The sequence below is a fragment of the Streptomyces sp. NPDC031132 genome (genome assembly GCF_055570595.1).
Genome location: NZ_JBVIGX010000001.1, coordinates 112,219 through 136,344, shown reverse-complemented (window position 1 = coordinate 136,344; position 24,126 = coordinate 112,219). Strand labels below are relative to the sequence as shown.

Below are 24,126 nucleotides of genomic sequence, written 5' to 3'. Positions count from 1 at the left end.
ACTCCACCGAAAGTCAAAACACCAGTGAAGAAGCCCAGGGTTCAACTCGGCCTCGCCCTGCTCGCCGCCGGGGCTGCCCTCATGGGGATCAGCGCCGCCCCGGCAACTGCGGCTCCGCAGCCGCCCGTCCTGAAGATCATGCCGCTCGGCGACTCCATCACCGAGGGCGCGAACAGCACCGACGGGCGCGGCTACCGCGGACCTCTGTGGGACCTGATGGCCGGCCAGTCCCGGTACAAACCCGATTTCGTCGGCTCGAAGCAAAACGGCCCCATCGCCGACCCCGACAGCGAGGGTCACAGCGGATGGCCGATCGAGGACATCCGCGCCGAGATCGACAAGTGGCAGTCCACAGCCGGTCCGGACGTGGTCCTGCTCCACCTGGGGATCAACAACCTCAAGAAGAACAACGACGACCCGGTCGCGGCGGCGAACAAGCTCTCCGAGCTCATCGACCGGATCCAGTACAACCGGCCCGGCGTCACCGTCATCGTCCTCGGTCTGCTGACCGACACCGTCGGCCAGGAAGAGCGCACGAAGGCCTTCAACTCGGTCATACGAGGACAGGTTGCCAACCGTCAGGCCGCCGGCCAGCACTTCCGATTCGTCGAGCCGCCCAAGATGACCCTGCCGGACGAGATGCTCGACGGTCTCCACCCCCAGGACTCAGGCCACGTCAAGCTCGCCAACGCCTACTACGGCGCCCTGGAGCAGGTAGTCACCGACGGCTGGACCAAGCGGACGCCGCGGGGCGGCAACGAGTCCGGCGGTGCCAACCGGGTGCGCTGGGCCGACTGGGACGGTGACGGCCGCCAGGACCGGATCACCGTCGCCGACAACGGCCAGGTCGACGTCAAGCTGAACCCGAGCGGGAACTCCGGCGACGGGCAGACCCTCGTCCGGGTCGCGGCCGGTCTCACCACCGACCGCAGCCGCGCCCGCTTCGCGGACTGGGACGGCGACGGCAAGGCCGACTACCTGCTCGTCAACCCCAACGGCAGCATCGTCGTCTACCTCAACCGCGGTGGCGACGGCGGAGGCGGCTGGCAGGCCGTCGGACAGGTCGCTTCGGGCCTCACCAGCACCCAGGACAAGGTCCGCTTCAGCGACTTCGACGGCGACGGCAAGACCGACTACGCCGTCTTCGCCGACAACGGCGCCATCACCGTGTACGCGAACCGCGGCGGGGACGCCGGCGGCGGCTGGCAGGGCCTCGGGCAGGTGACCACCGGTGCCACCTCCGACCGCTCGCGGGTCCGGCTCTCCGACGTCGACGGGGACGGCCGCGCCGACTACCTGGTCATCGCCGCGAACGGCTCCATCTCCGGCTACTGGAACCGCGGCGGAGACAACCGCGGAGGCTGGCTGTGGACGGGTCAGCTCGCGTCAGGTCTGACCAGCGACAAGGACAAGGTGCACTTCGCCGACTACAGCGGCGACACCCGCGCCGACTACATCGTGGCCGGTGCCAACGACATGGCGACCGTCTACGCCTTCAACGGCGGTGACCCCCTGTCCAACGGTTGGACCGCTCTCGGCACGGTCGGCTGACCAGCCGAGACGCCACCCGACCCACCCGGACGCCGGGCCGCGACGAGCGGCCCGGCGTTCGCCGTTCGGGCCACCGGGCGGACCCGGTCGCGGCCCCTACGCCGAAAGCTCCTCCGCCAGCGCCTCGCGGAGCCTGGCCGCCCGCTCGGAGACTTCCGCCGGCCCCAGCTCCATGGCCCGGACGCACCACTTCTGCCCCTCCGCCAGGTCCCCGTGCCGCGCGGCGAGGAGCCCCAGCCGCAGCGCCGCCCGGCCGTGCCCGGCCACCGCGGCCCGGGTCCACCACAGCGCGGCCTCCGGCTCGTTGCCCTCGCGGGCGAGCAGCAGCCCGAGGTTGAACGCCCCGTTCCGGGAGCCCGCCTCGGCCGCCTCCCGGTACCACCGCGCCGCGACCGCCAGATCGCCCCGCGCAGCGGCCAGCATCCCGACCCGGACCTGCGCGCGCCGGTGCCCCAGCTCCGCGGCCCGCTCGTACCACTCCTCGCTCTCGGTGCGCTCGGCGCCGCCGACCGGCTCGCCCAGCGCCACCGGCTCCGGCGGCGGAGCCAGCGATTCCAGCAGCGCGGCCAGCCGGAACGCCGCCTCGGCGCTGCCGCCGCCCGCGGCGCAGCGCAGGTGCCGCTCGGCCGCCCGGTCCTCGCCGTCGCGGACGAGCGCGATGCCGACCTGGAGCGCCGCGTCCGTGTGGCCCGCCGACGCGGCCCGCTCGTACCACTTCAGCGCCGTCCGGTCCTCGTCCCGGCTCGCGAACAGGATCCCGAGGTTGAACGCGGCATCGACGCTGCCCGCCTCGGCCGCCTTCGAGAACCACGGTTCGGCCCCCGCCGCGTCGCCGACCTGCAGCAGCATGATCGCGAGGGCGTTGGCCGCCTCCCGGTGGCCGGCGTAGGCCGCCCGCCGGTACCACTGCTCGGCCTGCGCGGTCCGCTCCTGTGCGGCGCACAGCAAAGCAAGGTTGTACGCCCCGTTCTGGTCGCCCGCGTCCATGGCGGTCCGGTACCACTTCTCCGCGGTCTGGGTCTCCCCGCGCGCGGCGTGCAGCGCACCCAGCGCATTGGCTGCGTTCCCGTCGCCGTCCTGCGCGGCCCGGTTCCACCACGCGACGGCGCTCTCCTCGTCGCCGGCGTCGCGCAGCAGGAAGCCGAGCGCGCACGCGGCCCGTGCCTCGCCCTGCTTGGCGGAGGTGAGGTACCAGCGCCCGGCCTCCTTGAGCTCCCCGCGCGCCTCCAGCAGGGCGCCCAGGTGCAGCGCGGCCCGCCGGTGCCCGCGCGCGGCGGCCTGCCGGTACCACTGCTCGGCCTCGGCGGGGTCGCCCTTGCGCAGGTGCCGGGCCAGCCGGTAGGCGGCCTCGCGGTGCCCCTGCTCGGCCGCCTGGCGCAGCCAGCGCTCGACGCCCTTGTCACCGCGGTGCTCCAGCAGTTCGGCCAGCCCGTACGCGCCCAGGGCATGCCCGGACTCGGCCGCCTGGCGCAGCCAGTACTCGGCGGCGGGCTCGTCCCCGCGCTCGCGGAAGTGGCGGCCCAGTGCGTGTGCGGCCGGCGCGGATCCGGCGACGGCGGCGACCCGCCACCAGCCGGCGGCCTCCTCGGGGTAGCCGCGCTGGAGCAGGAGCACTCCCAGGTTGTTGGCCGCGGCGCGGTCCCCCTCCGCGGTGGCGCCGCGCAGGTACGGCTCGGCGCCGGTCAGGTCACCGCGGCGCAGCAGCAGCGCCCCGAGCACGCTCATCGCGCCCGGGTCGCCCCGGTCGGCCGCGACCCGGTGCCGTGCTTCCAGCTCGGTGTCGCTCGCCGGGTCGGTCTCGGCGAACATTTCTTCCGCGAAATCCGCATCGGTCAGTGCGGTCTGCGCGTTAACGACCGGAGCCTCCTCGTCGGCCTCTGCGCCCGATTCGACTTCCGCCCTCACAAACCGCCCTGTCTCCAGCAGAGTTGACCTGTCCCCCATAAATCCCATCGTCGCATCACCTGCTACCCGCGTACACCTGGTATGTCGCAGCCTGTGAGGTCACTACAGCGTTTTGTCGACATGCCCACAGAGAGATAAGTCAAACACGCTCCCGCCCCAACTCACCCGTCTCAGCTACCTCATGACGCCCGCGTGTCCCCCTGGACATGGCGAACGACGTGATGAACCCGGACATGACGAAGGCCCGGATCCCATGGATCCGGGCCTTCATCTTCAGTAGCGGGGACAGGATTTGAACCTGCGACCTCTGGGTTATGAGCCCAGCGAGCTACCGAGCTGCTCCACCCCGCGTCGGTGAAACCACAGTATCACGACGCGGGACTGAGCCATTACCGATCAACCACCAGGCGTCGGGGCCGTCAGCTTCGCCTCCGCGTCGATCGCCCGCTGCAGCGCCGCCTTGATGTCGTCCTGGGCCTTGCCGAAGGCCGCCCAGTCGCCTGCCTGACGGGCCTTCTCGGCTGCCTCGATCGCCTTCTTCGCATCGTCGAGGGCCGTCTTGACCGTCGGGTCCGTGGCGGTCGGGGGCGTGGTGGTGCCTTCGCCGGGCGGGGTCACGGGAGTCGTGGGCACCGTCGGCGCCTCGGCTCCGAAGACCACGTTCAGCGCCTTCTCCAGGGAGTCCTCGAACGCGGTCTGGCCGCCGTACGTCACCAGCACCTTGCGCAGCAGCGGGTACTTCAGCCCCGAACTGCGCACGTACACCGGCTCCACGTACAGCATCCCGCCGTCGAGCGGCACCGCGAGCAGGTTGCCGTACTCGACCTCGGAGTCGCCGCCGCGCAGCAGCCGGATCGATTCGGCGATCTTCGGCTCGGACTGGAACTTGCTCTGCACCTGCTTGGGGCCGTCGACCGGCTTGCTGGTCGGCAGCTTCAGGATTCTGATCTTGCCGTAGTCCGCCGTGCCCGGATCGGCGTTGACCGCCATGAAGGCGCTCAGGTTGTCCCGCTCGTTCGGCGTGAACGTCGTCGTGAGCGAGAAGACCTGGTCCTTCTCCTTCTGGTCCGGCATCTTCATCGACAGGTAGTACGGCGGGACCGCCGTGCCGGCCTTGGTCGTCGGGTCGTCCGGGACGGCCCAGGCCTCACTGCCGCTGAGGAAGGTCTGCGGGTCCGTGACGTGGTACCGGGTGAGCAGCTCACGCTGGACCTTGAACAGGTCCTGCGGGTAGCGCAGGTGGTTCATGAGCGGCTTGGAGATGTCGCTCTTGGGCTTGACCGTCCCCGGGAACGCCTTCATCCAGGTCTTCAGGACCGGGTCCTCGGTGTCCCACTGGTACAGGTCGACCGTGCCGTCGTACGCGTCGACGGTGGCCTTGACCGAGTTGCGGATGTAGTTGACCTGGTTCTCCTGGGCCACCACCGCGCGCTGGCTGTTGGTGAGCGAGTCCGCGGTGCTCTGGCCCAGCGTGGTGCGCGAGGCGTACGGGTAGCCGTTCGTCGTCGTGTACGCGTCGACGATCCACTTGATCCGGCCGTCGATGACCGCCGGGTACGGGGCGCCGTCGATGGTCAGCCACGGGGCGACGGCCTCGACGCGCTCCTTGGGCGTGCGGTGGTAGAGGATCCGCGAACCGTCGCCGATGGCGCCGGAGTAAAGGATCTGCGGCTCGCTGAACGCGAGCGCGTACGCCGCCCGGTTGACCGGGTTGTCGAGGTTGACGCCGGAGTCGCCCTTGTAGCTCGTCTCCTTCTCGCCCTTGTCGTCCGAGTAGTCGAGCTCCTTCTGCGGTCCGCCGACGATCGAGTACTGCTTCGTCTGCTCGCCGTAGTAGATGCGCTGCTCGAAGTCCGTGCCGAACATCCCCTTGGAGGGCAGGTCGGACTGCGTGAAGTCGGGAGCGCCGTCCTTCACGGTGGTGCCCTTGGCAGCGACCACGCCGTAGCCGTGCGTGTACTTGAAGTGGTCGTTGATCCAGTTGTTCTTCGGGATGCCGCCGATGTTCAGCTCGCGCAGCCCGATGACCGTGTCCTGGCCGCTGTACCGGTCCACGGCGAGCGTGGACGGGAAGGCGTAGTAGCCCTTGACCTGCTGGAGCTGCTGGAAGGCCGGCGAGACGATGTTCGGGTCGAGGAGCCGGACGCTGGCGGTGGTGTTGGCCGCCTGCCGCAGCTTGGTCTTGTCCTCGGTCTGCGGGACGCCCGGGTAGTCCTTCACGTCGGACTGGTCGATCCCGTACGCGTCGCGCGTCGCCTTGATGTTCTTCTCGACGTACGGCGATTCCTTGGCCTGCTCGTTCGGCTGGACCTGGAACTTCTGCACGATCGCCGGGTAGAGCCCGCCGATCAGGATCGCCGAGAGCACCATCAGGCCGAAGCCGATGACGGGCAGCTGCCAGGTGCGGCGCCACAGCGTCGCGAAGAAGAGCACGGCGCAGATGGCGGCGATGGCGACGAGGATCGTCTTCGCCGGCAGGTACGCGTTCGCGTCGACGTAGCGCAGGCCGGTCCAGTTGTCCGCGGCCTTGAAGTCGCTGGACTTCACGGCGAGGCCGTACCGGTCGAGCCAGTACGCGAGCGCCTTCAGCGTCACGAAGAGGCCGAGCAGCACCGACAGGTGTCCGGTCGCCGCGGCGGTGGCCCGGGCGCCCGGGCTGGTCACGCGCAGCCCGCCGTACAGGTAGTGGACGACGACCGCGGCGATCACCGACAGCACGACCGCGGCGAAGCCGAAGCCGAGCAGGAAGCGGTACCAGGGCAGGTCGAAGGTGTAGAACGACACGTCCAGGTGGAACTGGGGGTCCTTCTGCCCGAAGGGCACCCCGTTCACGTACATCAGCCAGGTCTTCCACTGGCCCGCCGCCGAGGCGCCCGCGATCATGCCGACGAGCGCCGCGATCCCGAGGAGCAGCCACGTCTTGTACGGGGCGACGCTCATCCGGTAGCGGTCGAGGCTCTGCTGCTCCATCGACATCGCGGACAGCGGCGGCCGCAGCCGGTACGCCAGCCAGATGTTCAGCCCGACGGCACCCGCCATCAGCAGGCCGAAGACGGCGAAGAGGCCGATCTTGGTCCACAGGGTGGTGGTGAAGACGGTCGAGTACTTCACGGAGCGGAACCAGAGCCAGTCCGTCCAGAAGCCCGCGAACATGATGAACGCCATGCCGAGGACGGCCAGTACGCCCAAGGTCATCAGAAGAGTTCGGGCACGCCGGGAGGGGCGGCCGACTCTCATCCGTGGCCCGGAGGGGCCTCCGCCGCGGTCCGGCATCTGGAAAGCCAAGGTGCGCACCTCGAAAGTCGCTGAGTCTCGTTACTGGACATTTCTCAAGCTGGGCCCCCGATGGTAGGGCCCACTCATGCAACTTACTGAGGCTTTAGTCAGTTCCCGGTATCGGGCGGAAAGGAGGCAGGATGTTGTCCATGTCCAACCTTTCGCCTTCCCCGGGTGGCACGCCGATGGCGGCCACACCCCTGACGCGTGCCGTCCTCGAGATCGACGAGTACGCCTCCACCCTCGGCTGGGACAAGCCCGCCCGGCTGTTCGCGCTCGTCGACACCGCCAAGCTCCGCACGTCGGAGCCCCGGCTCGCGAGCCAGCTCGGCCTCGACCAGGACGACGCGGGCAAGAGCCAGCTCACGCCGATCGAGCAGGACGAGGTGCCGAAGGGCACGCCGCTGGACAAGTTCCTGGGAACCATCGCGTGGCCCCCGTCGATCGTCGGCTGCGCGCTGACGGTGGAGCGGCTGATGCTGCCGCCGTCCGCGGAGGCCTCGGTACCGGAGGGTCTGGGCGACAAGCAGCTGGCCAAGTGGGTCGCCGCGCACCCGGACCGGCAGGAGGTGCGGCTCACCGTGGGCGTGCTGCGCGACGGGTCGCGGGAGTCTGCCGTGCGCCTGCGCGAGAAGGACTCGTCGACGGAGGTGCTGACCGGCGCGAGCCTGGTCCCGGGCCTGGCCGACGCGCTGGCGGCGACGTTCCTGGACTGAGCGGGGCCGGCCGCCTCGTCTTCGGCGGACCGGTCAGGGCCAGGGGGTGTCGTCTAAGTAGCGTCGTCCGCCCGTGAGGGCGGGGCCGGCGGGGTCTGGTGCGTGTGATCGCAAGGCGGAGGAGGGAGGCGACGCTCGCGTCGTCGACCGACGACAACGCGGCGAGCGCGCGTGCCGGGCCCCGCCGGCCAGACGGGACTTTGACGACACCTCCTAGCCGCACTGCGGCAGCCCGGCCGTGTCCCCCTTGCTGATCTTCTCCAGCGCCTGGGTGGCGTCGCCGATGGTGGAGACCTTCACGAGGGTCAGGCCGTCGGGGATGTGCTGGGCGGCGGAGGAGCAGTTCTCGGCGGGCGTCAGGAAGTACTCGGCGCCGGCCTGGCGGGCGCCGATCGTCTTCATCTGGATGCCGCCGATGGGGCCGACCTTGCCCGCTTCGTCGATGGTTCCGGTGCCCGCGACGAACTTGCCGCCGGTCAGATCGCCCGGGGTGAGCTTGTCGACGATGCCGAGGGCAAACATCAGGCCCGCGCTCGGTCCGCCGACGTCGGCGAGCTTGATGTCGATCGTGAAGGGGAAGGTGTGGTCGGTGCCCGCCCGGATGCCGACGATGGCGTGCCCGTCGCCCTCCGCCTTGGCGGTGGTGATCACGACCTTGGTCGACTGGGTGGGCTCGCGGTGGGCCTTCTCGGCTTCGGCCGCCTCGGCCGTGGGCACGATGGTGAACTCGACCGGCTCCCCGGCCTTGCGCTTGGTGACGAGCTTGGCCACGTCCTCGGGGGCGTTGACCGGGCTGCCGTCGACCGCCCGGATCACGTCACCGGCGTGCAGCTTGCCCTCGGCGGGGCTGCCCTTGACGACGGTGGAGACCACGACGCGGGAGGTGACCCCCGGCGTGCCCAGCTGCTTGAGGGCCGCCACCTTGGCGCTCTCCTGCGACTGGCTGAACTCCTCCGCGTTCTCCTGGGTGGACTGCTCCTCCGTCTTCCCGTCCGGGTAGAGGTTCTCGTGCGGGACGACGATGTTGTCGTCGGACAGCCAGCCGTAGACCGCTTCGAGCAGGTTCATGTCGTAGTCGGCGCCCGTGACGCGGACCGTCGTCATGTTGAGGTGCCCGCTGGTCGGGTACGTCTTGTGGTCCGCGATGCTGATGACGGGCTCGCCGCGCGAGTCCCCGAGCGTGTTCACCGTGGGGCCCGGGCTCATTTCCGAGTACGGGACCGTGATGAACACCCCTGCGCAGAGCAGCGCGAACAGCATGAGGGTGGAGGCGAGCATCGTCGCAGTGCGGCGTGGCATGGATCGACAGTACGGGACGGCCCTGACGGGCGGCCGCCGGGGCCGGTCCGTACGGCGCCCGTACGCGGAACTCTCAGCGGATTCTCAGGCGCCGAGGGGGCCTCGCCCGGGACGCGTCACACCGCGTCGGAACCGGAATGGGCCGCTGCCTTCGCCCTGGCCTGATCGGACTTGTCCATCACTTCACGGAACCTCGCGTAGCCCGCGAGTTCGGATATGTCACCCTGAGTACGGTCGCGCGCCGCCCAGCTGCCCCATATCGCCGCTCCGATGGCGGCGAACAGCGGAATCAGCAACCACGCCAGTGACGCCATGGACGTGCCTCCCTGCCCCGAAAGTACGTGTCGTTGGTGGCTTCAACGCTCGTGCCCGGGAGGGGGTTACGCAAATCGAGGGCGTGTTGCGCGGCCGAACGGGTGGGACAGTACCGGTTCGCGAAAACCTCCTGACGCCCGGGTCCCCTGCTTCGCGGCCGCCCTCGCGCTGCGCGGCGCCGGGCGCCTCGCAGGCGTCGCACGGCCGCGCCGGAGCCCGCCCGCCGAACCGTCGGCCGGGAGCCCTGCCCGAACGCCTTCAGCAGGCGCCGACCCACTCCTCCGTACCGTCCGAGAAGGTCTGGTGCTTCCAGATCGGGACCTCGTGCTTCAGGTCGTCGATCAGCATCCGGCAGGCCTCGAAGGCCTCGCCGCGGTGCGGGCACGACACGGCCACGATCACCGCGAGATCGCCGACGGACAGGTCGCCGATGCGGTGTACGGCGGCCAGGGCGCGGACCGGGTACTTGGCCACCACGCGCTCGGCGATGCGCCGCATCTCGGCCTGGGCCGAGGGGTGGCAGGAGTAGCCGAGCGCGTCGACGTCCGCCCCGCTGTCGTGGTTGCGCACCGTGCCGACGAAGAGCGTCGTGCCCCCCGTCGCGTCGTCGCCGACGGCCGTGAAGACCTCGTCGATCGAGAGCGGAGTCTCGCGGATCTCGAGCAGCCGGATCGGGTCCGGAGCGGCCTGCTCGCCGGGGTGGTCGAAGTGCGGTGCCATGCAGCCATCGTGCACCACCGCTCTCACATCCCGGAATAGCCAATTCGACCGGCTGTGCGGCCTGCGGATATGGAGCCTCCTACAGAACCCCCCGCCCGCTCCCCGAACCAAGACACCCCCGAGGCCCGGACCTGGGCCGGCACCCGGGGCCGGGGCCGGGGCCGGGTCCCGGGGCCGGGGCCGGGTCCCGGGCCGGGGCAGGCCCCGGAGGGGGGCGGTGCCGGTCAGAGGCCTCGGCGGCGGCGGGCGGCCCGGACGACCGCGGCGGCGCCCAGCAGGGCCACCGTCGCGCCCGCGGCGCCCGCGGCGGTGGCGTCCTTGCGGCCCAGGCGGCGGCCCGCGACCGTGTGCCGGCCCGCGACCTCCTGGAGGAGCTCGGCCAGCACCTCCTCGTTGGTCCAGCGCGGCCGCCAGCCCGCCGCGTGCAGCCCGCTGACGCTGACCACCCACGGGTGCATCGTGTACGCGAGGTCGCCCGCCGGGGACGGCGTCAGGCCGATCCGGTGCAGCCTGGCCGCCGCGCCCAGCGCGACCGCCGACGGGAGCTCCATGCGGCGGATGCCGCTCAGCTCCTCGACCTCCTCCTGCTCCAGCCAGCCCTCGCAGCCCACCGCGAGCTCGCCCTCGACCTTCTCCAGGGCTGCGTACTCGAGCGCGCTGACCAGGTCCTCGACGTGGCAGAACTGCCAGGTCGGCCGGGATCCGGCCACCACCAGCAGGCGCGGTGACTCGAAGTAGCGGGTCAGGGCGGTGTCCGTGCCGCCGACCAGGACCGCAGGGCGGACCACCGTGACGTTCAGGCCGGGGTGCGCCCGGGGGGCCCGGCGGCCCAGCCGCTCGATCTCCAGCAGGTCGCCGACGCCGGTCGCCTCGGCCGTGGCCCGCAGCTCGGCGTCCTCCGACAGCGGGATGTCATTGTCAGGCAGGGCCCCGTAGACCATCGCCGAGGTGCACAGCACGACCCGGTGCACCCCCGCCGCCGCGGCGGCCGTCAGCACGGTCTGGGTCCCGCGCACGTTGTACGCCGTACGGGCCGCCGGGTCCGTCTCGAGGTCGAGGTCCAGCGCCAGGTGGACGACCACGTCGGCGCCGCGCAGCTTCTCGGCGATCGCGGGGTCCCGTACGTCCAGGACGTGCCACTGCGCGGCCGCGCACTCGCCGCGCCGCTCGTCGATCGCCACGACCTGCTTGACCTCGTCGGAAGCGGCCAGGCGGGCCACCAGGGCCGCCCCGACCCCGGAGGCGGCACCGGTCACGGCGATCACGGGGCCTCGGGCTGCCTGGTTTCGCGGCTGGCGAACGCCATGGGCGCTCTCGCCGTGCTCAGGGCGGTTTTCGGCGTCGTGCGGCGCGCGAACCTGCGGATCTGGGGAACTCACCAGGCGTCTCCAGCGGTTGTCTTCAGTAGGGACGCGCCGTGACGCGTACCTACCAGGTGATGTCCATCCTGCCGCAGCCCAGGAGTCGGCGGAGCACCGAGCCCGGAAGCGGGTGTGGTGTCTACGCTGGGTGGTGTTGTCGGACCATTTCCCGTCGGCCCTCGCCGGCGGCCCTACGAGCCGAGGAAACCCGTGAGCGACACCCCATTCGGATTCGGCCTTCCGCCGGAGGAGCCGGAGAACGGCGACGAGGGCAACAAGAAGGGCAATCAGGGCGGTCAGGGCGGCCCGAATCCGTTCGGGTTCCCCGGCATGGGCCTGCCTGGCGGCGCCGGCGGCCCCGGCGGCGCGGACAATCCGTTCGCGGCGATGTTCGGATCGATGAACCCGAACGACCTCGGCGCGGCCTTCCAGCAGCTCGGCCAGATGCTCAGCTACGAGGGCGGTCCCGTGAACTGGGACATGGCCAAGGACATCGCCCGCCAGACCGTCGCCCAGGGCACGGACGGGGTGAAGGACACGAGCGTCGGCGTCGCCGAGAAGTCCGCCGTCGAGGAGGCCGTGCGCCTCGCCGACCACTGGCTGGACGGGGTGACCTCGCTGGCCTCGGGCGCCACGACGGCCGTCGCGTGGAGCCGCGCCGAGTGGGTCGAGGCGACCCTCCCGGTGTGGAAGGAGCTCGTCGACCCGGTCGCCGAGCGCGTCGGCGCGGCCATGGGCAGCGTGCTGCCCGAGGAGATGCAGGCCATGGCGGGCCCGCTGCTCGGCATGATGCGCTCGATGGGCGGGGCCATGTTCGGCCAGCAGATCGGCCAGGCCGTGGGCGTGCTCGCGGGCGAGGTCGTCGGCTCGACCGACATCGGCCTGCCGCTGGGCCCGGCCGGCAAGGCCGCCCTGCTGCCGCTGAACATCGAGAGCTTCGGCAAGGACCTCGGCGTCCCCGCCGAGGAGGTGCGGCTGTACCTGGCCCTGCGCGAGGCGGCCCACGCCCGGCTCTTCGCGCACGTGCCGTGGCTGCGCTCGCACCTGTTGGGCGCGGTCGAGGGGTACGCCCGGGGCATCAAGGTCGACACCTCGAAGCTGGAGGACGTGGTCGGCCAGCTCGACCCGTCGAACCCGGAGCAGCTGCAGGAAGCCCTGCAGGGCGGCATGTTCCAGCCGCAGGACACCCCCGAGCAGAAGGCCGCGCTGGCCCGCCTGGAGACGGCGCTCGCACTGGTCGAGGGCTGGGTGGACGCGGTCGTGCACGAGGCGGCCAAGCCCCGGCTGACCTCGGCGGACGCCATGCGCGAGACCATGCGCCGGCGGCGCGCCTCGGGTGGCCCGGCGGAGCAGACCTTCGCGACGCTGATCGGGCTGGAGCTGCGCCCGCGCCGGCTGCGGGACGCCTCGCGGCTGTGGGCCTCGCTGACCGACGCGCGCGGCGTGGACGGCCGCGACGGCCTGTGGGAGCACCCGGACATGCTGCCGACGGCCTCCGACCTGGACGACCCGGACGGGTTCGTGCACCGTGAGCAGCTGGACTTCTCCGAGATCGACAAGATGCTCGGCGAGGCGGCGCAGAAGCGCGACCAGGGCAAGCAGGGTGCCCAGGAGGAGCAGAGCAGCTCCGACTCCGACTCCGACGGCGAGGGTGAAGCGAAGAAGTGAGCCTGTACGACGACGCGGTGCTGGTCCTCAAGCAGTACGAGGGCCAGCCCGAACTGAGGGACCGCTATCTGGAGCACCTGGCCGCGCACCCCGACGGGGTCTACAAGCCCTGCCAGACCGGGCACATCACCGGCAGCGCGCTGGTCGTCGACCCGGTGGGCGGGCGCGTCCTGCTGACCCTGCACAAGAAGCTCGGCATCTGGCTCCAGATGGGCGGCCACTGCGAGCCCGAGGACACCACCCTCGCCGGGGCCGCGCTGCGCGAGGCCGTCGAGGAGTCGGGCATCGCGTCCGGGCTGACCCTGCTGCCGGGCGGCCCGGTGCGGCTGGACCGGCATCCGATCCCGGCGCCGTGCAACTGGCACCTGGACGTGCAGTACGCGGCGCTGGCGCCGGCCGACGCGGTCGCGGAGATCAGCGAGGAGTCGCTGGACCTGCGCTGGTTCCCGTACGAGGAAGTGGCGGCGGTGGCCGACACCTCGGTCGTGCGGCTGCTGGAGGCGACCCGGGCGCGGCTCTGACGCCCTCTGAACAGCCCGGAAGGGGCGGCCCCGCATCCGCGGAGCCGCCCCTTCCGTACGTGGCCGGTCAGTTCCAGGCGTTGTTCTGGTTCTGGGCGTGGGCGCCGTGCTGGCCCATGCCGTACTGCGCGGCGATGCCCTGCCCGAGCTGGGAGTTCTGCGGCGGCAGCACCTCGCTCGGCTGCACCAGCGCGAAGCCGGTGCCGAGGAAGCTGAGCTCCCAGCCCTCGCCGGTGTTGCCGCGCCGCCGCCAGACGCCGGTGGAGTGCGTCTGGGCCTGCATCTGCACGCGCAGCGAGGTGGACCAGGCGACGATCGCGTCCGCGTCGGCGTTGACGTACTTGTCGGGCGTGACCTGCATCATCAGCGGCTGCCCGGAGGTCATCAGCGCGACCTTGCCGCGGCCGGAGATGTTGAGCTGGTACTTGCCGGAGCCGGAGATCCCGTACTGGCTGTCCACCGCGATGACCTCGGAGTGCAGGGTGGAGTCCATGGCCAGGACGTAGCTGCTGTCGACGGTCAGCCCGTCGTGGTCGACGTCCACGACGTGCACGTACTGGGCGAGGTTGGCGAAGTAGACCGTGCCCTGCCCGGAACAGCGCATCAGGTCCAGGCCCTCGCCGGTGCGGCGGCGGGCGTTGCGCTGGTTGGTGCTCTGGTACTCGCCGTCGAAGTCGACGATCCCCTGGTAGGCGACCATGGCGCCCTTGCGGGCGAGCACGTCGTCGGAGCCGGTCAGGGTGACCCGCAGCAGCTGCGGGTTCTGGACGGCGTACCGCTCCTGGGACTGCGCCTCGGCGTGGGCGAAAAGTGCGCTCTGCATGATGTGTCCGCTCCCCCTCAGCCCCGGGTCCGGAGCCGGTCGGTGCTGTCCTCGCTGGGCTGTACGACGACGATGCCCTGGCCGGAGAAGGCCATCTGGTAGGCCTCCCCGCTGCCCCGGCCGATCATCGACGAGGCCTTGAAGCTGCGCTTGCCCTTCACCTTGAGGTTCGGGGACCAGGCGACGAGCGCGTCCGGGTCGACGTACGTCTCGTCCTCACCGCGGCCGCAGTCGACCACGATCGGGGTGCCGCGGGAGGTGATCGCGACCCAGCCGGTGCCGGCGATCTGCACGTTGAACAGGCCCTGGCCGGCGAACTTGGCCATGCCCTTGACCCGTTCGACGCCCCACTGGAGGTGGGCGTCGAAGGCGAGCAGGTTGGTGCCGTTGACCGACAGCGCGTCGTTGTTGAGGTTGATCACGACGACGTCGGCGCCGTAGTCGGCGAGGTAGAGCAGGCCGTCGCCGGTGCACTTCATCAGCGGGGCGCCCTCGCCGGTGAGCCACTGCGAGGCCATCTGGCGCAGGGCCGGCGGGTTGGGCTCGTACTGGACGAAGCCCTCGTACGCGACCATCGATCCGGTGCGCGCGAAGAGGTCCTGGCCGCTCTGCATGGCGACCTTGAGCATGGCCCGGCCGTGGTTCTCCATGCGGGCCGTGACGGGGGTGGGGGCGTAGCCCGCGAGCTGCTGGTTCATTGCGTTCATGACGGGCTCCCTCAGACCTCGTACGGCTGGACGACGATGAAGTTGCCGGGAGCGCCGCGGAACTGGAGGTTCACGGTCTCCCCGCTGTGGCCGGGGTAGGCGTTGCGCCGCAGCCGGACCTGGCTGGAGACGATCACCTGGGAGGCCGCGGACCACGCGACGATGGCGTTGCTGTCGGCGAAGGTGGTCGGGGTGACGGGCAGCACGACCGGCGTGCCGTGCGTCTTGACGATCACCGTGCCGGAGCCCTGGAACAGCATGGTGAACAGGGCGCCGCCGGGGATGCCGTGGCCCTCGATGCGGCGGACCTCGTGCTGGAGGGACTCGTCGAAGGCGAGGACGCTCTCGGCGGAGACGCAGATTCCGTCGCCCTGGAGCTCGATGGCGTGCAGGTGCGCGCCGTTCTCGGCGAGGAAGACCTGGCCGCGGCCGCTGCAGCGCATCAGCTGCATCTCCTGGCCGGTGGCGTTGCCGACGATGCGGCCGGCGAAGCCCGCGCCCTTGTAGCTGAAGTCGACCTTGCCCTGGTAGAGGACCATGCTGCCCTGGCGGGCGAGGACGGGCTGGCCGCCCATCGCCAGGTCGACCCGCACGAGCTGCTGGTTCTGCGCGGTCCAGCGGGTGCCGGTGGGGACTTCCTTGTACGGCTGGAGGGCGGCGGCGAGGCCGGCACCGGCGGCCTGCGGGACGCCTTGGCCGTAGCCGGGCTGCTGGCCGGGCATCTGCCCGGGCGCCTGGCCGTACGGGGGCGGCTGCTGGCCGGGGACCTGGCCGTAGCCGGGGGGCTGCTGGCCGTACGGCGCGGGGGCCGGGGCCGGCGGCGGGACCTGGCCGTGGCCGGGCATCTGGCCGTACGAGGGCTGCGGCTGCTGCCCGTACGAGGGCGGGCCGGGCGGCTGCGGGGCGTGGGGCGGCTGGCCGTACGGCGCGGGGGCCGGCGGGGTGGTGATCGGGCCGACCATGGTCGGGGCCGAGTGCACGGGGGCGGGGGCCGGGGCCGGCTGCGGGACGTGCGGGGGCTGAGGTGCCTGCGGGGCCTGCGGGGCCTGCGGGGCCTGGGCCGGGGCGCCGAAGGACGGCGCCGGGGCGGCTGCCTGCGGCGGCGGGGCGAATCCCGGCGCGGCGCCGGACTGGGCCTGGGCGGGGGCCTGCGGCTGCTGCTGGGCCTGCGCCTGGTCCTCCTCGGCGACCTCGCCGCCGAAGTTCTTCAGCAGGGCGGCGAGTCCGCCGTCGAAGCCCTGGCCGACGGCGGCGAAGCGCCACACGTCCTTGAGGTAGAAGTCGCCGAGCATCACCGCGCGCTCGGTGCTGAACTCCGCGCCCGTGAAGGAGTACCGGACGACTTCCTCGCCACCGGCCACGATCCGGATGTAACCCGGGCCGATCTGCGACATCTGTCCGGCGCCGTCGATCGTGGCGGTGAACGACAGCTTGTGGATGCTCGCCGGAACGCGGTCCAGCGTCACCCGGAAGGACTCGGTGTCGCCGGCCTGCGTGCCGAGCTGCTGAATGGACTCCTCAGGCGACTTCGGCTGGTTGTAGAAGACGAAGTAGCGGTCGTCCGACAGCTGCTCGTTGGCGTCGAGACCGAAGCAGCTGATGTCGAAGGCGAGTCCGGGGCCGGCGATCTGGACGCCCACGTACAGATCGGTGCCTGCCGTCAGATCGCTGATCTTGGCCTTGTGACCGCGTTGGAATTCCCTGGCCATACGTAACGACCGTCCCCCATCCCGACAGTGAAATGCGTGCCGCTCAGGCTAGCTGCATCTGCCGACATCCGGCCAAGCCGGTACCGACCCGGTACATATCGATACCTCCGGGCCCGACGGTGAGCGGACGGCGTCATTCCTCGCGGGCCGCCGGGACCTTGGGGAGGCGCTCGGCGGCGACCACGCCCTCGAGGTAGCCGCGGGCCCGCTCGGTGCGCGGGTAGGCCTCGAGCAGCTCCCAGAAGCGGGGGCCGTGGCCGGGCACGAGGAGGTGGGCGAGTTCGTGGAGCAGCACGTAGTCGACGACGTACTCCGGCATCCCCTGGAGGCGGTGCGAGAGCCGGATGCTGCCTTCGGCCGGGGTGCAGGAGCCCCAGCGGGTGTTCTGGTTGGTGACCCAGCGCACCGAGCGGGGGCGGGCACGGGCGCCGAAGTACTGCTCGGACAAACGCTCGGCGCGCTCGGTGAGTTCCGCGTCCCCGAGGGTGCGCTTGCTCTCCTGCGCGGCCAGCTTGTCGAGCATGACCCCCACCCAGCGCTGTTCCTCGGCCTCGGACATCCGGGCAGGGATGAGGACGACCGTACGGTCACCCTCGCGATAGGCGGATACGGTCCTGCGGCGGCGCGCGCTCCGGCGGACTTCGACGGCGCGCTGCTGTGGGTCGGCGGACACGCCCAAGACCGTACCCGCTCGCCGTGGAGGAAGTCGCCCTGCTCCACGGTTCGAACATGACCGATTCGGAGCCGGTACAGGAAACACCCCTTTTCTTCATCTCATATGCCTAATAACCCTTGCCTGTGGACAAATGCGCGCACGGAATGCGGCGGGCGGGCACTCTGCGGGGGAAGGGAAAACGGCGGAGTTCGTACGAGGGGGGAAAAGGCCATGTATCCGAAGGTGAAGCCGGCGCTGGCGAGGGCTTGGCGGGATCTGCAGACGGTGCAGTTCGGGGTGACGCCCGCGCATGCGGTGGTGCTCGGCCCGGTGGACACGGCGACGGGATCGCTCCTCGACCGGATCGACGGGACGCGGGGCATGGAACTGCTGCGCGCGGAGGCGGCGGCCGTGGGGCTGCCGGAGGGGCAGGTGGACGCGCTGGTGCGGAGGCTGGCGGCGGCCGGGCTGCTGGACGATGCCACCGCGGGCGGGCCGCGGGCCCAGGCCGTGCGCAAACGACCGGAGACCCTGGAGCGGCTCGGCCCCGATCTGGCCTCGCTCTCGCTGGTCCACCGCGACCCGGGAGGGGACTTGCGGGGCGTCGCGGCGCGCCGGGCCATACGGGTCCAGGTGCGCGGGAGCGGCCGGGTGGGCGGGGTGATCGCCGGGGTCCTGGCGGGAGCCGGCGTGGGCCGGGTCGAGGTCCTCGACGGCGGCCGCGTGGAGCCGGCGGACGTGGCTCCGGGCGGTCTCGGGCCCGGCAGCATCGGCCGGCTGCGGGCCGAGGCCGCGGCCGGGCTGGTGCGCACATCGGCCCCGGGGCGCGCGCCGCGGACCGCGGAGCACGAGGGACCCGCGCCGGGGGTGTCCCTGGTCGTGGTCGCGCCCCGGGACGGCCTGCAGGCATGGGCCCCGGATCCGGGGCTCGCGGCCGACTGGATCGCCACCGGTACCCCTCATCTGTATGCCGGGGTGCTGGAGGGCACCGGGCTGGTGGGGCCGCTGGTGCTGCCGGGTGCCACGGCGTGCGCGGGCTGCATGGAACGCGACCGGGTCGAGTCCGACCCGGCCTGGCCCCGGATGCTGGTCCAGTGGCGCTCGGCGCACCGCCGCCGGACCGCCGCGGCCTGCGACCTCGGCCTGGCCACGGCGGTGGCCGGCCTCGCCGCGGCCCACGCCCTGTCCTTCCTCGACGGCGAACTCCCCGCCTCCACGGCCTCCCGCTGGGAAGCCGCGCTCCCGGGCCTCCACTGGGACCGGACCCCGCTCCACCCGCACGCCGCCTGCCCCTGCGCGGCAGCCCGGGTCCCGGCGGAGCAGGCGGTGGGGCCGTGAGCGCTCGATCCGCTGTCCGGGCGTGCTGTCCCACGGGGGTGCATGCCGTGCGGCGATGGCCGGATCGGTGCCTGGTCCGGGACGGGTGCCTCGGACGGGGTGGGGCGGGGGCGCCATGACAGGATGCGGTTGGCCGAGGGTCAACCTGAACCGCCGCTTGCGGGACAGCAGTCTGGGAATTGGAGGGGCACATGTCTGATCTTCCCCGGAAGGCGGTCACCCGTACCGTCAAGCTGGCCGCGCTGCCGCTCGGCTTCGCGGGCCGGGTCACCTGGGGGCTTGGGAAGCGGATCGGGGGCAAGTCTGCGGAGATCGTGGCGCGCGAGCTCCAGCAGCGGACCGCCGAGCAGCTGTTCCGCACGCTCGGGGAGTTGAAGGGCGGCGCCATGAAGTTCGGGCAGGCGCTCTCGGTCTTCGAGTCGGCCCTGCCCGAGGAGGTCGCCGGGCCGTACCGGGCGGCGCTGACCAAGCTTCAGGAAGCGGCCCCGCCGCTGCCGGCCGAGACGGTGCACCAGGTGCTGGCGGACCGGCTGGGCGCCGACTGGCGGGACCTGTTCGAGGAGTTCGAGGACAAGCCGGCCGCGGCCGCCTCGATCGGGCAGGTGCACCGGGCGGTGTGGCACGACGGCCGGCAGGTCGCGGTGAAGGTCCAGTACCCGGGAGCCGGCGAGGCGCTGCTGTCGGACCTCAAGCAACTGGCCCGGTTCGCTGGGCTGCTGGGGCCGCTGATTCCCGGCATGGACGTCAAGCCGCTGATCAAGGAGTTGCGGGACCGGGTCTCGGAGGAGCTGGACTACGAGCTCGAGGCCGAGGCCCAGCGGATCCACGCGGAGGCGTTCGAGGGCGACGAGGACGTCGTCGTACCGGACGTCGTGCACCAGGGCGACCAGGTGCTGGTGACCGAGTGGATGGAGGGGACCCCGCTGTCGGAGGTGATAGCGGACGGCACGGAGGAGGAGCGCAACGGCGCCGGTCAGCTGCTGGCGCGGTTCCTCTTCTCGGGGCCTGCCCGCACCGGGCTGCTGCACGCCGATCCGCACCCGGGCAACTTCCGCCTGCTGACGGGGGCGGACGGCCGGATGCGCCTCGGCGTGCTGGACTTCGGCACCGTCGACCGGCTGCCCGGCGGGTTGCCCAAGTCCATCGGCACATCGCTGCGGATGACGCTCGAGGGCGATGCCGAGGGGATATACGGGCACCTGTGCGCCGAGGGGTTCGTGAAGGAGTCCATAGAACTGGACCCGGAGGCGGTGCTGGACTACCTGTTGCCCATCATCGAGCCCGCCCAGGCCGAGGAGTTCACCTTCACGCGGCCGTGGCTGCGCGGGCAGGCGGCCCGGATCGCCGATCCCCGGTCCCCCGCACACCAGTTGGGCCGGCAGATCAACCTGCCGCCCTCGTACCTGCTGATCCACCGGGTGACGCTGAGCACCATCGGGGTGCTCTGCCAGCTGGGCGCGACGGTACGGCTGCGGAGTGAACTGGAGTCCTGGCTCCCGGGTTTCCTGCCCGAGGAGTGAGCGCACAGACCCTGCGGTCCGAGGCCTGCGGGCCCGAGGCCTTGGGGCTCTAGGTCACCACCAGGACGAATCGAGGCGGCCCTCGATCGCCCTGAGGTTGGCGCGCGCGCAGTCGACGCAGAAGTACTGTCTGGTCCCGTTCTCCACCGAGCAGGTCCAGGTGGGCGGGGCGCCGTCGGGTGCCTTCTTGCCGCAGCGCGCACAGACGGCGGGCTGGGCCTCGGGTCCCGACGGGGCGGGGTGGGGATTCGGCTGGTCCACCTCCAGACGATATCTCCGTCCGGAGCCGACAGCCGCGCGCAACGCACCGGCGGAGGGGACGGTTCCCCTCCACTCGGCTCATCCGCCTCGGCTCACACCAGGGTGATCGTCAGGTCGACGTGGTGCGCCGCGTAGCTCAGGGTTTCCCAGAGCACCGCGCCGGCGAAGGCGTAGAAGGTAGCGCCCAGCCGGGAGACGGGATCGGGCAGCCAGCGCACCGCCTTGTGCGGCAGTTCGGTCGCCGCCGTCGCTCCCGTGGTCGGTTCTGGACTGATTTCCGGCTGCTCGGGTGTCTGTGAGCTGCTTGTGCAACGATTGCACATGGTGTGTCCCTCCGGATACGCCGTGGGCCGGCCCCTCATCGGGTGTTGTGAGAGACGGTCGGTGAGAGGGCGGGCCCGCTTGTCAGTGTCGGTTCTTGAAGCGCAGGTAGAGCGTGACCACGCCTGGGATGACCGCGAATACGGACATGATCACGGGAATGAGAACCGTGGAGATGTCTGCGGCGGTGAGGGTCACCATCAGACTCACGGCGGCCGTGAGGGTGGCGAGCGAGGTCGTGCCGAGAACCACGCTGGTCTGTTCGTCTTCCCGGTGCTGCCGAGCCTGGATCGCATCGGCCTTCTCCATGATTCGTGCGTAGCGCTGGTCGGTCAGTGCGCTGTGTCGAGCGTCCTTGCCGGGCATCAGGAACCTCCTTCCATGTGATCTGCGAAGAACGTCACCACGGCGTCGAGGTCCGTCACGGCGCTGATGCGGGCATCCGCCTTCGTGGTCCCGACCGAGTTGATGGAGACCCCGAGCCGGTCTGCGGCCAGAGCCATGGGATAGGCGAAGACCCGGCGGGCCTCGAAGACCCGCTTCATCGCGTCGGGCATCCCGTCGATGGCCCGCAGCCCCAGCATCACCTCGGGGTCGGCTACGTCGGCGAAGAGAACGGCGTACTCATTGCTGCTCCAGCTCTTGCCGGACCAGGTGTCCGGCAAGTCCTTGAGCGCCTCGCGAGCGTAGAACTTCACCAGTCGGCGCAACGATTCCACCGCCCGGTTCTGTTGACGCACCCAGTCGGCGCAGAGCCGGGCGTACGCGTCCTCGACGACGCATTCGATGTCCACGCGCGGATCGGAGCACGTGGTGAACGCGATCCGCTGGCATGCCGCGAACTGCTCCGCGATCAGTGCCCGCTGCACGGCGACGATCTCCGGCGTCTTCCGGTAGATCCTGACGCGGCGGTTGACGAGACTGCTCCCGGCGAAACTGTTCACCCACAACTCCTTTCTGCTTGCCCCGCCTTCGCCTACGGTGCCAGGTCGGCGTCAAGGGGCTGTGCCGCGACCGCGGTGCGGCACGAGGGGCCGGGGACGGCCGGAACCTCTTGGTCGCGCAGGTGCCGTGCGACCCGGTCCATCCGCTCCAGCAGGCGCGCCACCATGCGGTCCGCCTCGTCCTGGTCGGCCGTGGCGGCATCCCGGTACGCGGCGGCAACACCCTTCATGCTGGATGCGAACTCCACGGCGCGGTCGACGTACGCGGCGAACACCTGGACCGGGTTAACCGGGTTAACCAGTTCGCCGGTACCGGCCACAGCGGCGCCGGAGCCGGTCGCGGACCGAGTCGGCGTCCTGCGCGCGGACTTGGCCCGGCTCATCGCCTGCTCAGCCTCCGCCTGCTGCCGTTCTGCGGCCAGCCCGCCGATGCGACGGGCGTCCTTCACCGGGAGTTCGCCGCTGCGGACCTTGTCCTTCAGGTCATCGGTGAGCTTGAGCAGAGCGAGCCGCTGCGAGACCCAGGCGGCGGTCTTGCCGAGCTTCGCCGCCACGTCCTTCTGGCGACCGTACGCCAGGACCAGCTGCCGGATCGCCATGGCCTCCTCCAGCGGCCCTAAATCGGCGCGGTGGATGCTGGTGATCAGCGCCGTCTCGAGCATCTCCTCGGCGCTCGCCGCGAGTTCGTCACGGATGTCGATCCTCAGCTCGGCGAGCCCGGCCACCCGGGCCGCGGCCAGCCTGCGGTTCCCGTCGACCACGACGTAGTCCGCCTCGCCGAGTACGTGCTCCTGCCCGGTGTGGACGGCGAGGAAGGCTTCGCGCCGCACCACGGTGACGGCCTGGATCTGTCCCCTGGTGGTCAGCGACCTGGCTATCTCCTCGATGTCGCCGAGCCGGAGACGCGGATTGAACGGGTTGTGCGCGAGCTCGGCCGGCTTCACTGCCATCGGGGCGCGCCTCGTGTCACGCTGCATGCCCTGCACCCTAGGGGCCCTGCGGGAGTCCGTCGTGCCGGGCGACGGTCCGCCGTGCTCACCGGGTCATCAGCGCGCGGGGGCTCGTGGGACCAGGTCCTGACGCACCAGCAGGTCGCCGGCTCGTGCGCACCGCCGAAAACGGACGTCGGCCCCCACCTCCGGTGAACCGGTTGGTGAGGGCCGACGTTCTGTCTTCTTCGGCTGTCAGTGCATGACGGCCATGGCGAGTGCACGCCGGGCGCGCAGCGAGACGCGCTCGGCTCGCCGCTGCATGCGACGGGCGGCGACCAGGCGCAGGGCCTGACGCTCGGCGTCGACCTCACGCATGCGGTCGTCCATATGGGCACGAGCCAGGGCTTCTGGGATGAGTTGCATTTCGCGAGTCCTGTTCTGACGCGAGGTGATCGCGCCGGCGGTGATGAAGTCTGCGGTGGCGGAGCCGTACGGCTGCTCGCTCGTCGTGTGGGCGGTCATGGAGGCCTGCTTCAAGGGGTCGTGCGTCAGGGGGCGGTCGATGGTTCCGATGGCGGTCATGCCGCAACAACCGGGTTCTTGCGCGGACGGCCACGGGGGCGCTTCCGGGCTACGACGACACCCTGGACGAACAGCTCGCCACCCCAGACACCCCAGGGCTCGCGGCGCTCGAGCGCACCGGCGAGGCAGGCCTCGACCAGCGGGCAGGTGGCGCACAGGGACTTGGCGTACTCGACGTCCGCCGGGGACTCGGCGAAGAAGACCTCGGGGTCGTAGGTACGGCAGGCGACGGGTACGCCGAGGTTCTCGATGGCGTCGTCGAGCGCGGTCAGCGCGGTGAGGGGAGTCAAGGTGGAGTCCTCCGGGACTGCGGGCGGGGAGATCGTCTGGGTCTGCGGTACGGACGGGGCGTGCGCTTCGAGTTGCACGGTGTTTTCTTCCTCGTCTTGTTTGGCTAGTCGTTCCGGCCGGGTTCGGCCGGGGGCGGCTGGGCTACGTCTCACACCGACTGGTCTTGCCAGTCCCGAGGCTCCTTCGTGCCGTCGTCCCCGTTCGGGGACAAACAGAAGGGCCGCGGATCCCGGGTGGGGTTCCGCGGCCCTGAAGGCGCCGGCCTGATCTTGGAATCAGGCTGGATCACTCCAGGGTTCGAGCCCGCGGAAGGCCCACATCAGGTGGTGCTGCTGCTTCGTCTGCTTCGTCTGGGATCCGGCACCGGCTGCGGCCGCAAACCCATAGGCGCCGTGCGCCTGGGCTTCCAGTACTGCCACCGGTGCCTGGGTCGGTCGCTCATTCCGCTCGCTCGCAAGGCGCGCGGCGGGCGCGGCCAGCAGGGCGCGGCTGTCAGCGCACATCGCAGACAGACCGGTACCCAGGAGCGGGAGGAGCGAGGAGGAGCCGAGCGTGCAGGAAGCGGCGACCGAGCGATCGGTCATTTTGTTGCTGGTGATGAAGCTGGTCACTGGTCTCGCCTCCTCTCGGCGTCTCGGGGACGGGGCCCGGGGGCCTGTCCCATACGTATTCGGATAAGTACAGCACGGATCCGGAGCTTCGGAGAAGCCA

Annotated in this window: 24 protein-coding genes and 1 tRNA gene; 6 read left to right on the top strand and 19 right to left on the bottom strand. The window is 71.1% G+C overall.

Going from position 1 to position 24,126, the window contains the following annotated elements; translation table 11 throughout:
- Nucleotides 1-24: 24 nt before the first annotated feature.
- Nucleotides 25-1,551 carry an FG-GAP-like repeat-containing protein gene (locus tag ACZ49B_RS00605; protein ID WP_468299071.1) on the top strand — a complete coding sequence of 509 codons (1,527 nt, stop codon included), beginning with the start codon at nt 25-27 and terminating at the stop codon, nt 1,549-1,551.
- 96 nt (nt 1,552-1,647) lie between these two features.
- Here the strand turns inward: ACZ49B_RS00605 and ACZ49B_RS00600 are convergent, their stop codons facing one another.
- From ACZ49B_RS00600 to ACZ49B_RS00590, 3 genes are all read right to left on the bottom strand, one after another.
- Nucleotides 1,648-3,504 (bottom strand): tetratricopeptide repeat protein, encoded by a 1,857-nt coding sequence (locus ACZ49B_RS00600; RefSeq protein WP_468299069.1) that lies wholly within the window; start codon nt 3,502-3,504, stop codon nt 1,648-1,650.
- 229 nt (nt 3,505-3,733) lie between these two features.
- Nucleotides 3,734-3,807, bottom strand: a tRNA-Met gene (locus ACZ49B_RS00595).
- A gap of 45 nt (nt 3,808-3,852) precedes the next feature.
- The gene (locus tag ACZ49B_RS00590) at nt 3,853-6,729 is read right to left on the bottom strand and encodes a UPF0182 family membrane protein (protein ID WP_468299831.1); all 2,877 of its coding nucleotides are present in this window, start codon (nt 6,727-6,729) and stop codon (nt 3,853-3,855) included.
- A 143-nt stretch (nt 6,730-6,872) separates the two neighbouring features.
- Here ACZ49B_RS00590 and ACZ49B_RS00585 point away from each other — a divergent pair, with 143 nt between their 5' ends.
- Entirely contained in the window at nt 6,873-7,448 is a 576-nt protein-coding gene (locus ACZ49B_RS00585; protein ID WP_266663971.1) for a PPA1309 family protein, read from the top strand.
- 213 nt (nt 7,449-7,661) lie between these two features.
- Here the strand turns inward: ACZ49B_RS00585 and ACZ49B_RS00580 are convergent, their stop codons facing one another.
- From ACZ49B_RS00580 to ACZ49B_RS00565, 4 genes are all read right to left on the bottom strand, one after another.
- Nucleotides 7,662-8,747, bottom strand: a complete 1,086-nt coding sequence (locus ACZ49B_RS00580) for a YlbL family protein (RefSeq protein ID WP_468299066.1) — start codon at nt 8,745-8,747, stop codon at nt 7,662-7,664.
- A gap of 116 nt (nt 8,748-8,863) precedes the next feature.
- The gene (locus ACZ49B_RS00575; protein ID WP_468299064.1) at nt 8,864-9,061 is read right to left on the bottom strand and encodes a hypothetical protein; all 198 of its coding nucleotides are present in this window, start codon (nt 9,059-9,061) and stop codon (nt 8,864-8,866) included.
- 259 nt (nt 9,062-9,320) lie between these two features.
- Nucleotides 9,321-9,782, bottom strand: coding sequence for a molybdenum cofactor biosynthesis protein MoaE (locus ACZ49B_RS00570; protein ID WP_468299062.1), 462 nt, complete (start codon nt 9,780-9,782; stop codon nt 9,321-9,323).
- 224 nt (nt 9,783-10,006) lie between these two features.
- Nucleotides 10,007-11,161, bottom strand: a complete 1,155-nt coding sequence (locus tag ACZ49B_RS00565) for an SDR family oxidoreductase (protein WP_468299060.1) — start codon at nt 11,159-11,161, stop codon at nt 10,007-10,009.
- A gap of 192 nt (nt 11,162-11,353) precedes the next feature.
- On the opposite strand from ACZ49B_RS00565, the gene ACZ49B_RS00560 reads away from it, so the two are divergent.
- Both ACZ49B_RS00560 and ACZ49B_RS00555 read left to right on the top strand, forming a co-directional pair.
- Nucleotides 11,354-12,811: a zinc-dependent metalloprotease gene (locus ACZ49B_RS00560; RefSeq protein WP_468299058.1), complete on the top strand. Its 1,458-nt coding sequence runs from the start codon at nt 11,354-11,356 to the stop codon at nt 12,809-12,811.
- Nucleotides 12,808-13,332: an NUDIX hydrolase gene (locus ACZ49B_RS00555; RefSeq protein ID WP_468299056.1), complete on the top strand. Its 525-nt coding sequence runs from the start codon at nt 12,808-12,810 to the stop codon at nt 13,330-13,332. Before ACZ49B_RS00560 ends, ACZ49B_RS00555 begins: the two co-directional genes overlap by 4 nt.
- Nucleotides 13,333-13,399: 67 nt before the next feature.
- Here ACZ49B_RS00555 and ACZ49B_RS00550 read toward each other — a convergent pair whose 3' ends face one another.
- The 4 genes from ACZ49B_RS00550 to ACZ49B_RS00535 all read right to left on the bottom strand — a co-directional run bounded on the left by ACZ49B_RS00550 (nt 13,400) and on the right by ACZ49B_RS00535 (nt 17,244).
- Complete coding sequence (locus ACZ49B_RS00550; protein ID WP_468299054.1) at nt 13,400-14,155, bottom strand: AIM24 family protein; 756 nt, start codon at nt 14,153-14,155, stop codon at nt 13,400-13,402.
- A 17-nt stretch (nt 14,156-14,172) separates the two neighbouring features.
- A complete protein-coding gene (locus ACZ49B_RS00545) occupies nt 14,173-14,853 on the bottom strand; it encodes an AIM24 family protein (RefSeq protein ID WP_356849952.1) in 681 nt (226 codons plus the stop codon).
- A 20-nt stretch (nt 14,854-14,873) separates the two neighbouring features.
- Nucleotides 14,874-16,571 (bottom strand): TerD family protein, encoded by a 1,698-nt coding sequence (locus tag ACZ49B_RS00540; RefSeq protein ID WP_468299052.1) that lies wholly within the window; start codon nt 16,569-16,571, stop codon nt 14,874-14,876.
- A gap of 133 nt (nt 16,572-16,704) precedes the next feature.
- Nucleotides 16,705-17,244 carry a M48 metallopeptidase family protein gene (locus tag ACZ49B_RS00535; protein WP_468299050.1) on the bottom strand — a complete coding sequence of 180 codons (540 nt, stop codon included), beginning with the start codon at nt 17,242-17,244 and terminating at the stop codon, nt 16,705-16,707.
- Nucleotides 17,245-17,457: 213 nt separating this feature from the next.
- Here ACZ49B_RS00535 and ACZ49B_RS00530 point away from each other — a divergent pair, with 213 nt between their 5' ends.
- Together ACZ49B_RS00530 and ACZ49B_RS00525 are read left to right on the top strand one after the other, a co-directional pair.
- Nucleotides 17,458-18,564, top strand: a complete 1,107-nt coding sequence (locus ACZ49B_RS00530; RefSeq protein WP_468299048.1) for a ThiF family adenylyltransferase — start codon at nt 17,458-17,460, stop codon at nt 18,562-18,564.
- 191 nt (nt 18,565-18,755) lie between these two features.
- Entirely contained in the window at nt 18,756-20,084 is a 1,329-nt protein-coding gene (locus ACZ49B_RS00525; protein ID WP_468299046.1) for an ABC1 kinase family protein, read from the top strand.
- 54 nt (nt 20,085-20,138) lie between these two features.
- On the opposite strand, the gene ACZ49B_RS00520 is transcribed toward ACZ49B_RS00525, so the two are convergent.
- The 8 genes from ACZ49B_RS00520 to ACZ49B_RS00485 form a co-directional block, all read right to left on the bottom strand.
- On the bottom strand, nt 20,139-20,345 hold the full coding sequence (locus ACZ49B_RS00520; RefSeq protein ID WP_366099922.1) for a hypothetical protein: 207 nt from the start codon (nt 20,343-20,345) through the stop codon (nt 20,139-20,141).
- A 92-nt stretch (nt 20,346-20,437) separates the two neighbouring features.
- A complete protein-coding gene (locus ACZ49B_RS00515; protein WP_468299044.1) occupies nt 20,438-20,668 on the bottom strand; it encodes a hypothetical protein in 231 nt (76 codons plus the stop codon).
- A gap of 82 nt (nt 20,669-20,750) precedes the next feature.
- The gene (locus ACZ49B_RS00510; protein WP_266996925.1) at nt 20,751-21,032 is read right to left on the bottom strand and encodes a hypothetical protein; all 282 of its coding nucleotides are present in this window, start codon (nt 21,030-21,032) and stop codon (nt 20,751-20,753) included.
- Entirely contained in the window at nt 21,032-21,610 is a 579-nt protein-coding gene (locus tag ACZ49B_RS00505; RefSeq protein ID WP_468299041.1) for an RNA polymerase sigma factor, read from the bottom strand. Before ACZ49B_RS00505 ends, ACZ49B_RS00510 begins: the two co-directional genes overlap by 1 nt.
- A gap of 32 nt (nt 21,611-21,642) precedes the next feature.
- Complete coding sequence (locus ACZ49B_RS00500; RefSeq protein ID WP_468299039.1) at nt 21,643-22,560, bottom strand: ParB/RepB/Spo0J family partition protein; 918 nt, start codon at nt 22,558-22,560, stop codon at nt 21,643-21,645.
- Between the two features lie 234 nt (nt 22,561-22,794).
- Entirely contained in the window at nt 22,795-23,124 is a 330-nt protein-coding gene (locus tag ACZ49B_RS00495) for a hypothetical protein (RefSeq protein WP_468299037.1), read from the bottom strand.
- Nucleotides 23,121-23,492: a WhiB family transcriptional regulator gene (locus ACZ49B_RS00490; RefSeq protein WP_030153506.1), complete on the bottom strand. Its 372-nt coding sequence runs from the start codon at nt 23,490-23,492 to the stop codon at nt 23,121-23,123. The genes ACZ49B_RS00495 and ACZ49B_RS00490 overlap by 4 nt, the downstream gene beginning before the upstream one ends.
- A gap of 198 nt (nt 23,493-23,690) precedes the next feature.
- Nucleotides 23,691-24,026, bottom strand: a complete 336-nt coding sequence (locus tag ACZ49B_RS00485) for a hypothetical protein (protein ID WP_468299035.1) — start codon at nt 24,024-24,026, stop codon at nt 23,691-23,693.
- Nucleotides 24,027-24,126: the final 100 nt, after the last annotated feature.

Coding starts and splice junctions, on each gene's coding strand:
- ACZ49B_RS00600 (WP_468299069.1), bottom strand. CDS start 3,504: ATGGGATTTATGGGGGACAGGTCAACTCTGCTGGAGACAGGGCGGTTT.
- ACZ49B_RS00585 (WP_266663971.1), top strand. CDS start 6,873: ATGTTGTCCATGTCCAACCTTTCGCCTTCCCCGGGTGGCACGCCGATG.
- ACZ49B_RS00495 (WP_468299037.1), bottom strand. CDS start 23,124: ATGACCGCCATCGGAACCATCGACCGCCCCCTGACGCACGACCCCTTG.
- ACZ49B_RS00510 (WP_266996925.1), bottom strand. CDS start 21,032: ATGCCCGGCAAGGACGCTCGACACAGCGCACTGACCGACCAGCGCTAC.
- ACZ49B_RS00570 (WP_468299062.1), bottom strand. CDS start 9,782: ATGGCACCGCACTTCGACCACCCCGGCGAGCAGGCCGCTCCGGACCCG.
- ACZ49B_RS00530 (WP_468299048.1), top strand. CDS start 17,458: ATGTATCCGAAGGTGAAGCCGGCGCTGGCGAGGGCTTGGCGGGATCTG.
- ACZ49B_RS00500 (WP_468299039.1), bottom strand. CDS start 22,560: ATGGCAGTGAAGCCGGCCGAGCTCGCGCACAACCCGTTCAATCCGCGT.
- ACZ49B_RS00545 (WP_356849952.1), bottom strand. CDS start 14,853: ATGAACCAGCAGCTCGCGGGCTACGCCCCCACCCCCGTCACGGCCCGC.
- ACZ49B_RS00550 (WP_468299054.1), bottom strand. CDS start 14,155: ATGCAGAGCGCACTTTTCGCCCACGCCGAGGCGCAGTCCCAGGAGCGG.
- ACZ49B_RS00515 (WP_468299044.1), bottom strand. CDS start 20,668: ATGTGCAATCGTTGCACAAGCAGCTCACAGACACCCGAGCAGCCGGAA.
- ACZ49B_RS00540 (WP_468299052.1), bottom strand. CDS start 16,571: ATGGCCAGGGAATTCCAACGCGGTCACAAGGCCAAGATCAGCGATCTG.
- ACZ49B_RS00525 (WP_468299046.1), top strand. CDS start 18,756: ATGTCTGATCTTCCCCGGAAGGCGGTCACCCGTACCGTCAAGCTGGCC.
- ACZ49B_RS00580 (WP_468299066.1), bottom strand. CDS start 8,747: ATGCCACGCCGCACTGCGACGATGCTCGCCTCCACCCTCATGCTGTTC.
- ACZ49B_RS00575 (WP_468299064.1), bottom strand. CDS start 9,061: ATGGCGTCACTGGCGTGGTTGCTGATTCCGCTGTTCGCCGCCATCGGA.
- ACZ49B_RS00590 (WP_468299831.1), bottom strand. CDS start 6,729: ATGCCGGACCGCGGCGGAGGCCCCTCCGGGCCACGGATGAGAGTCGGC.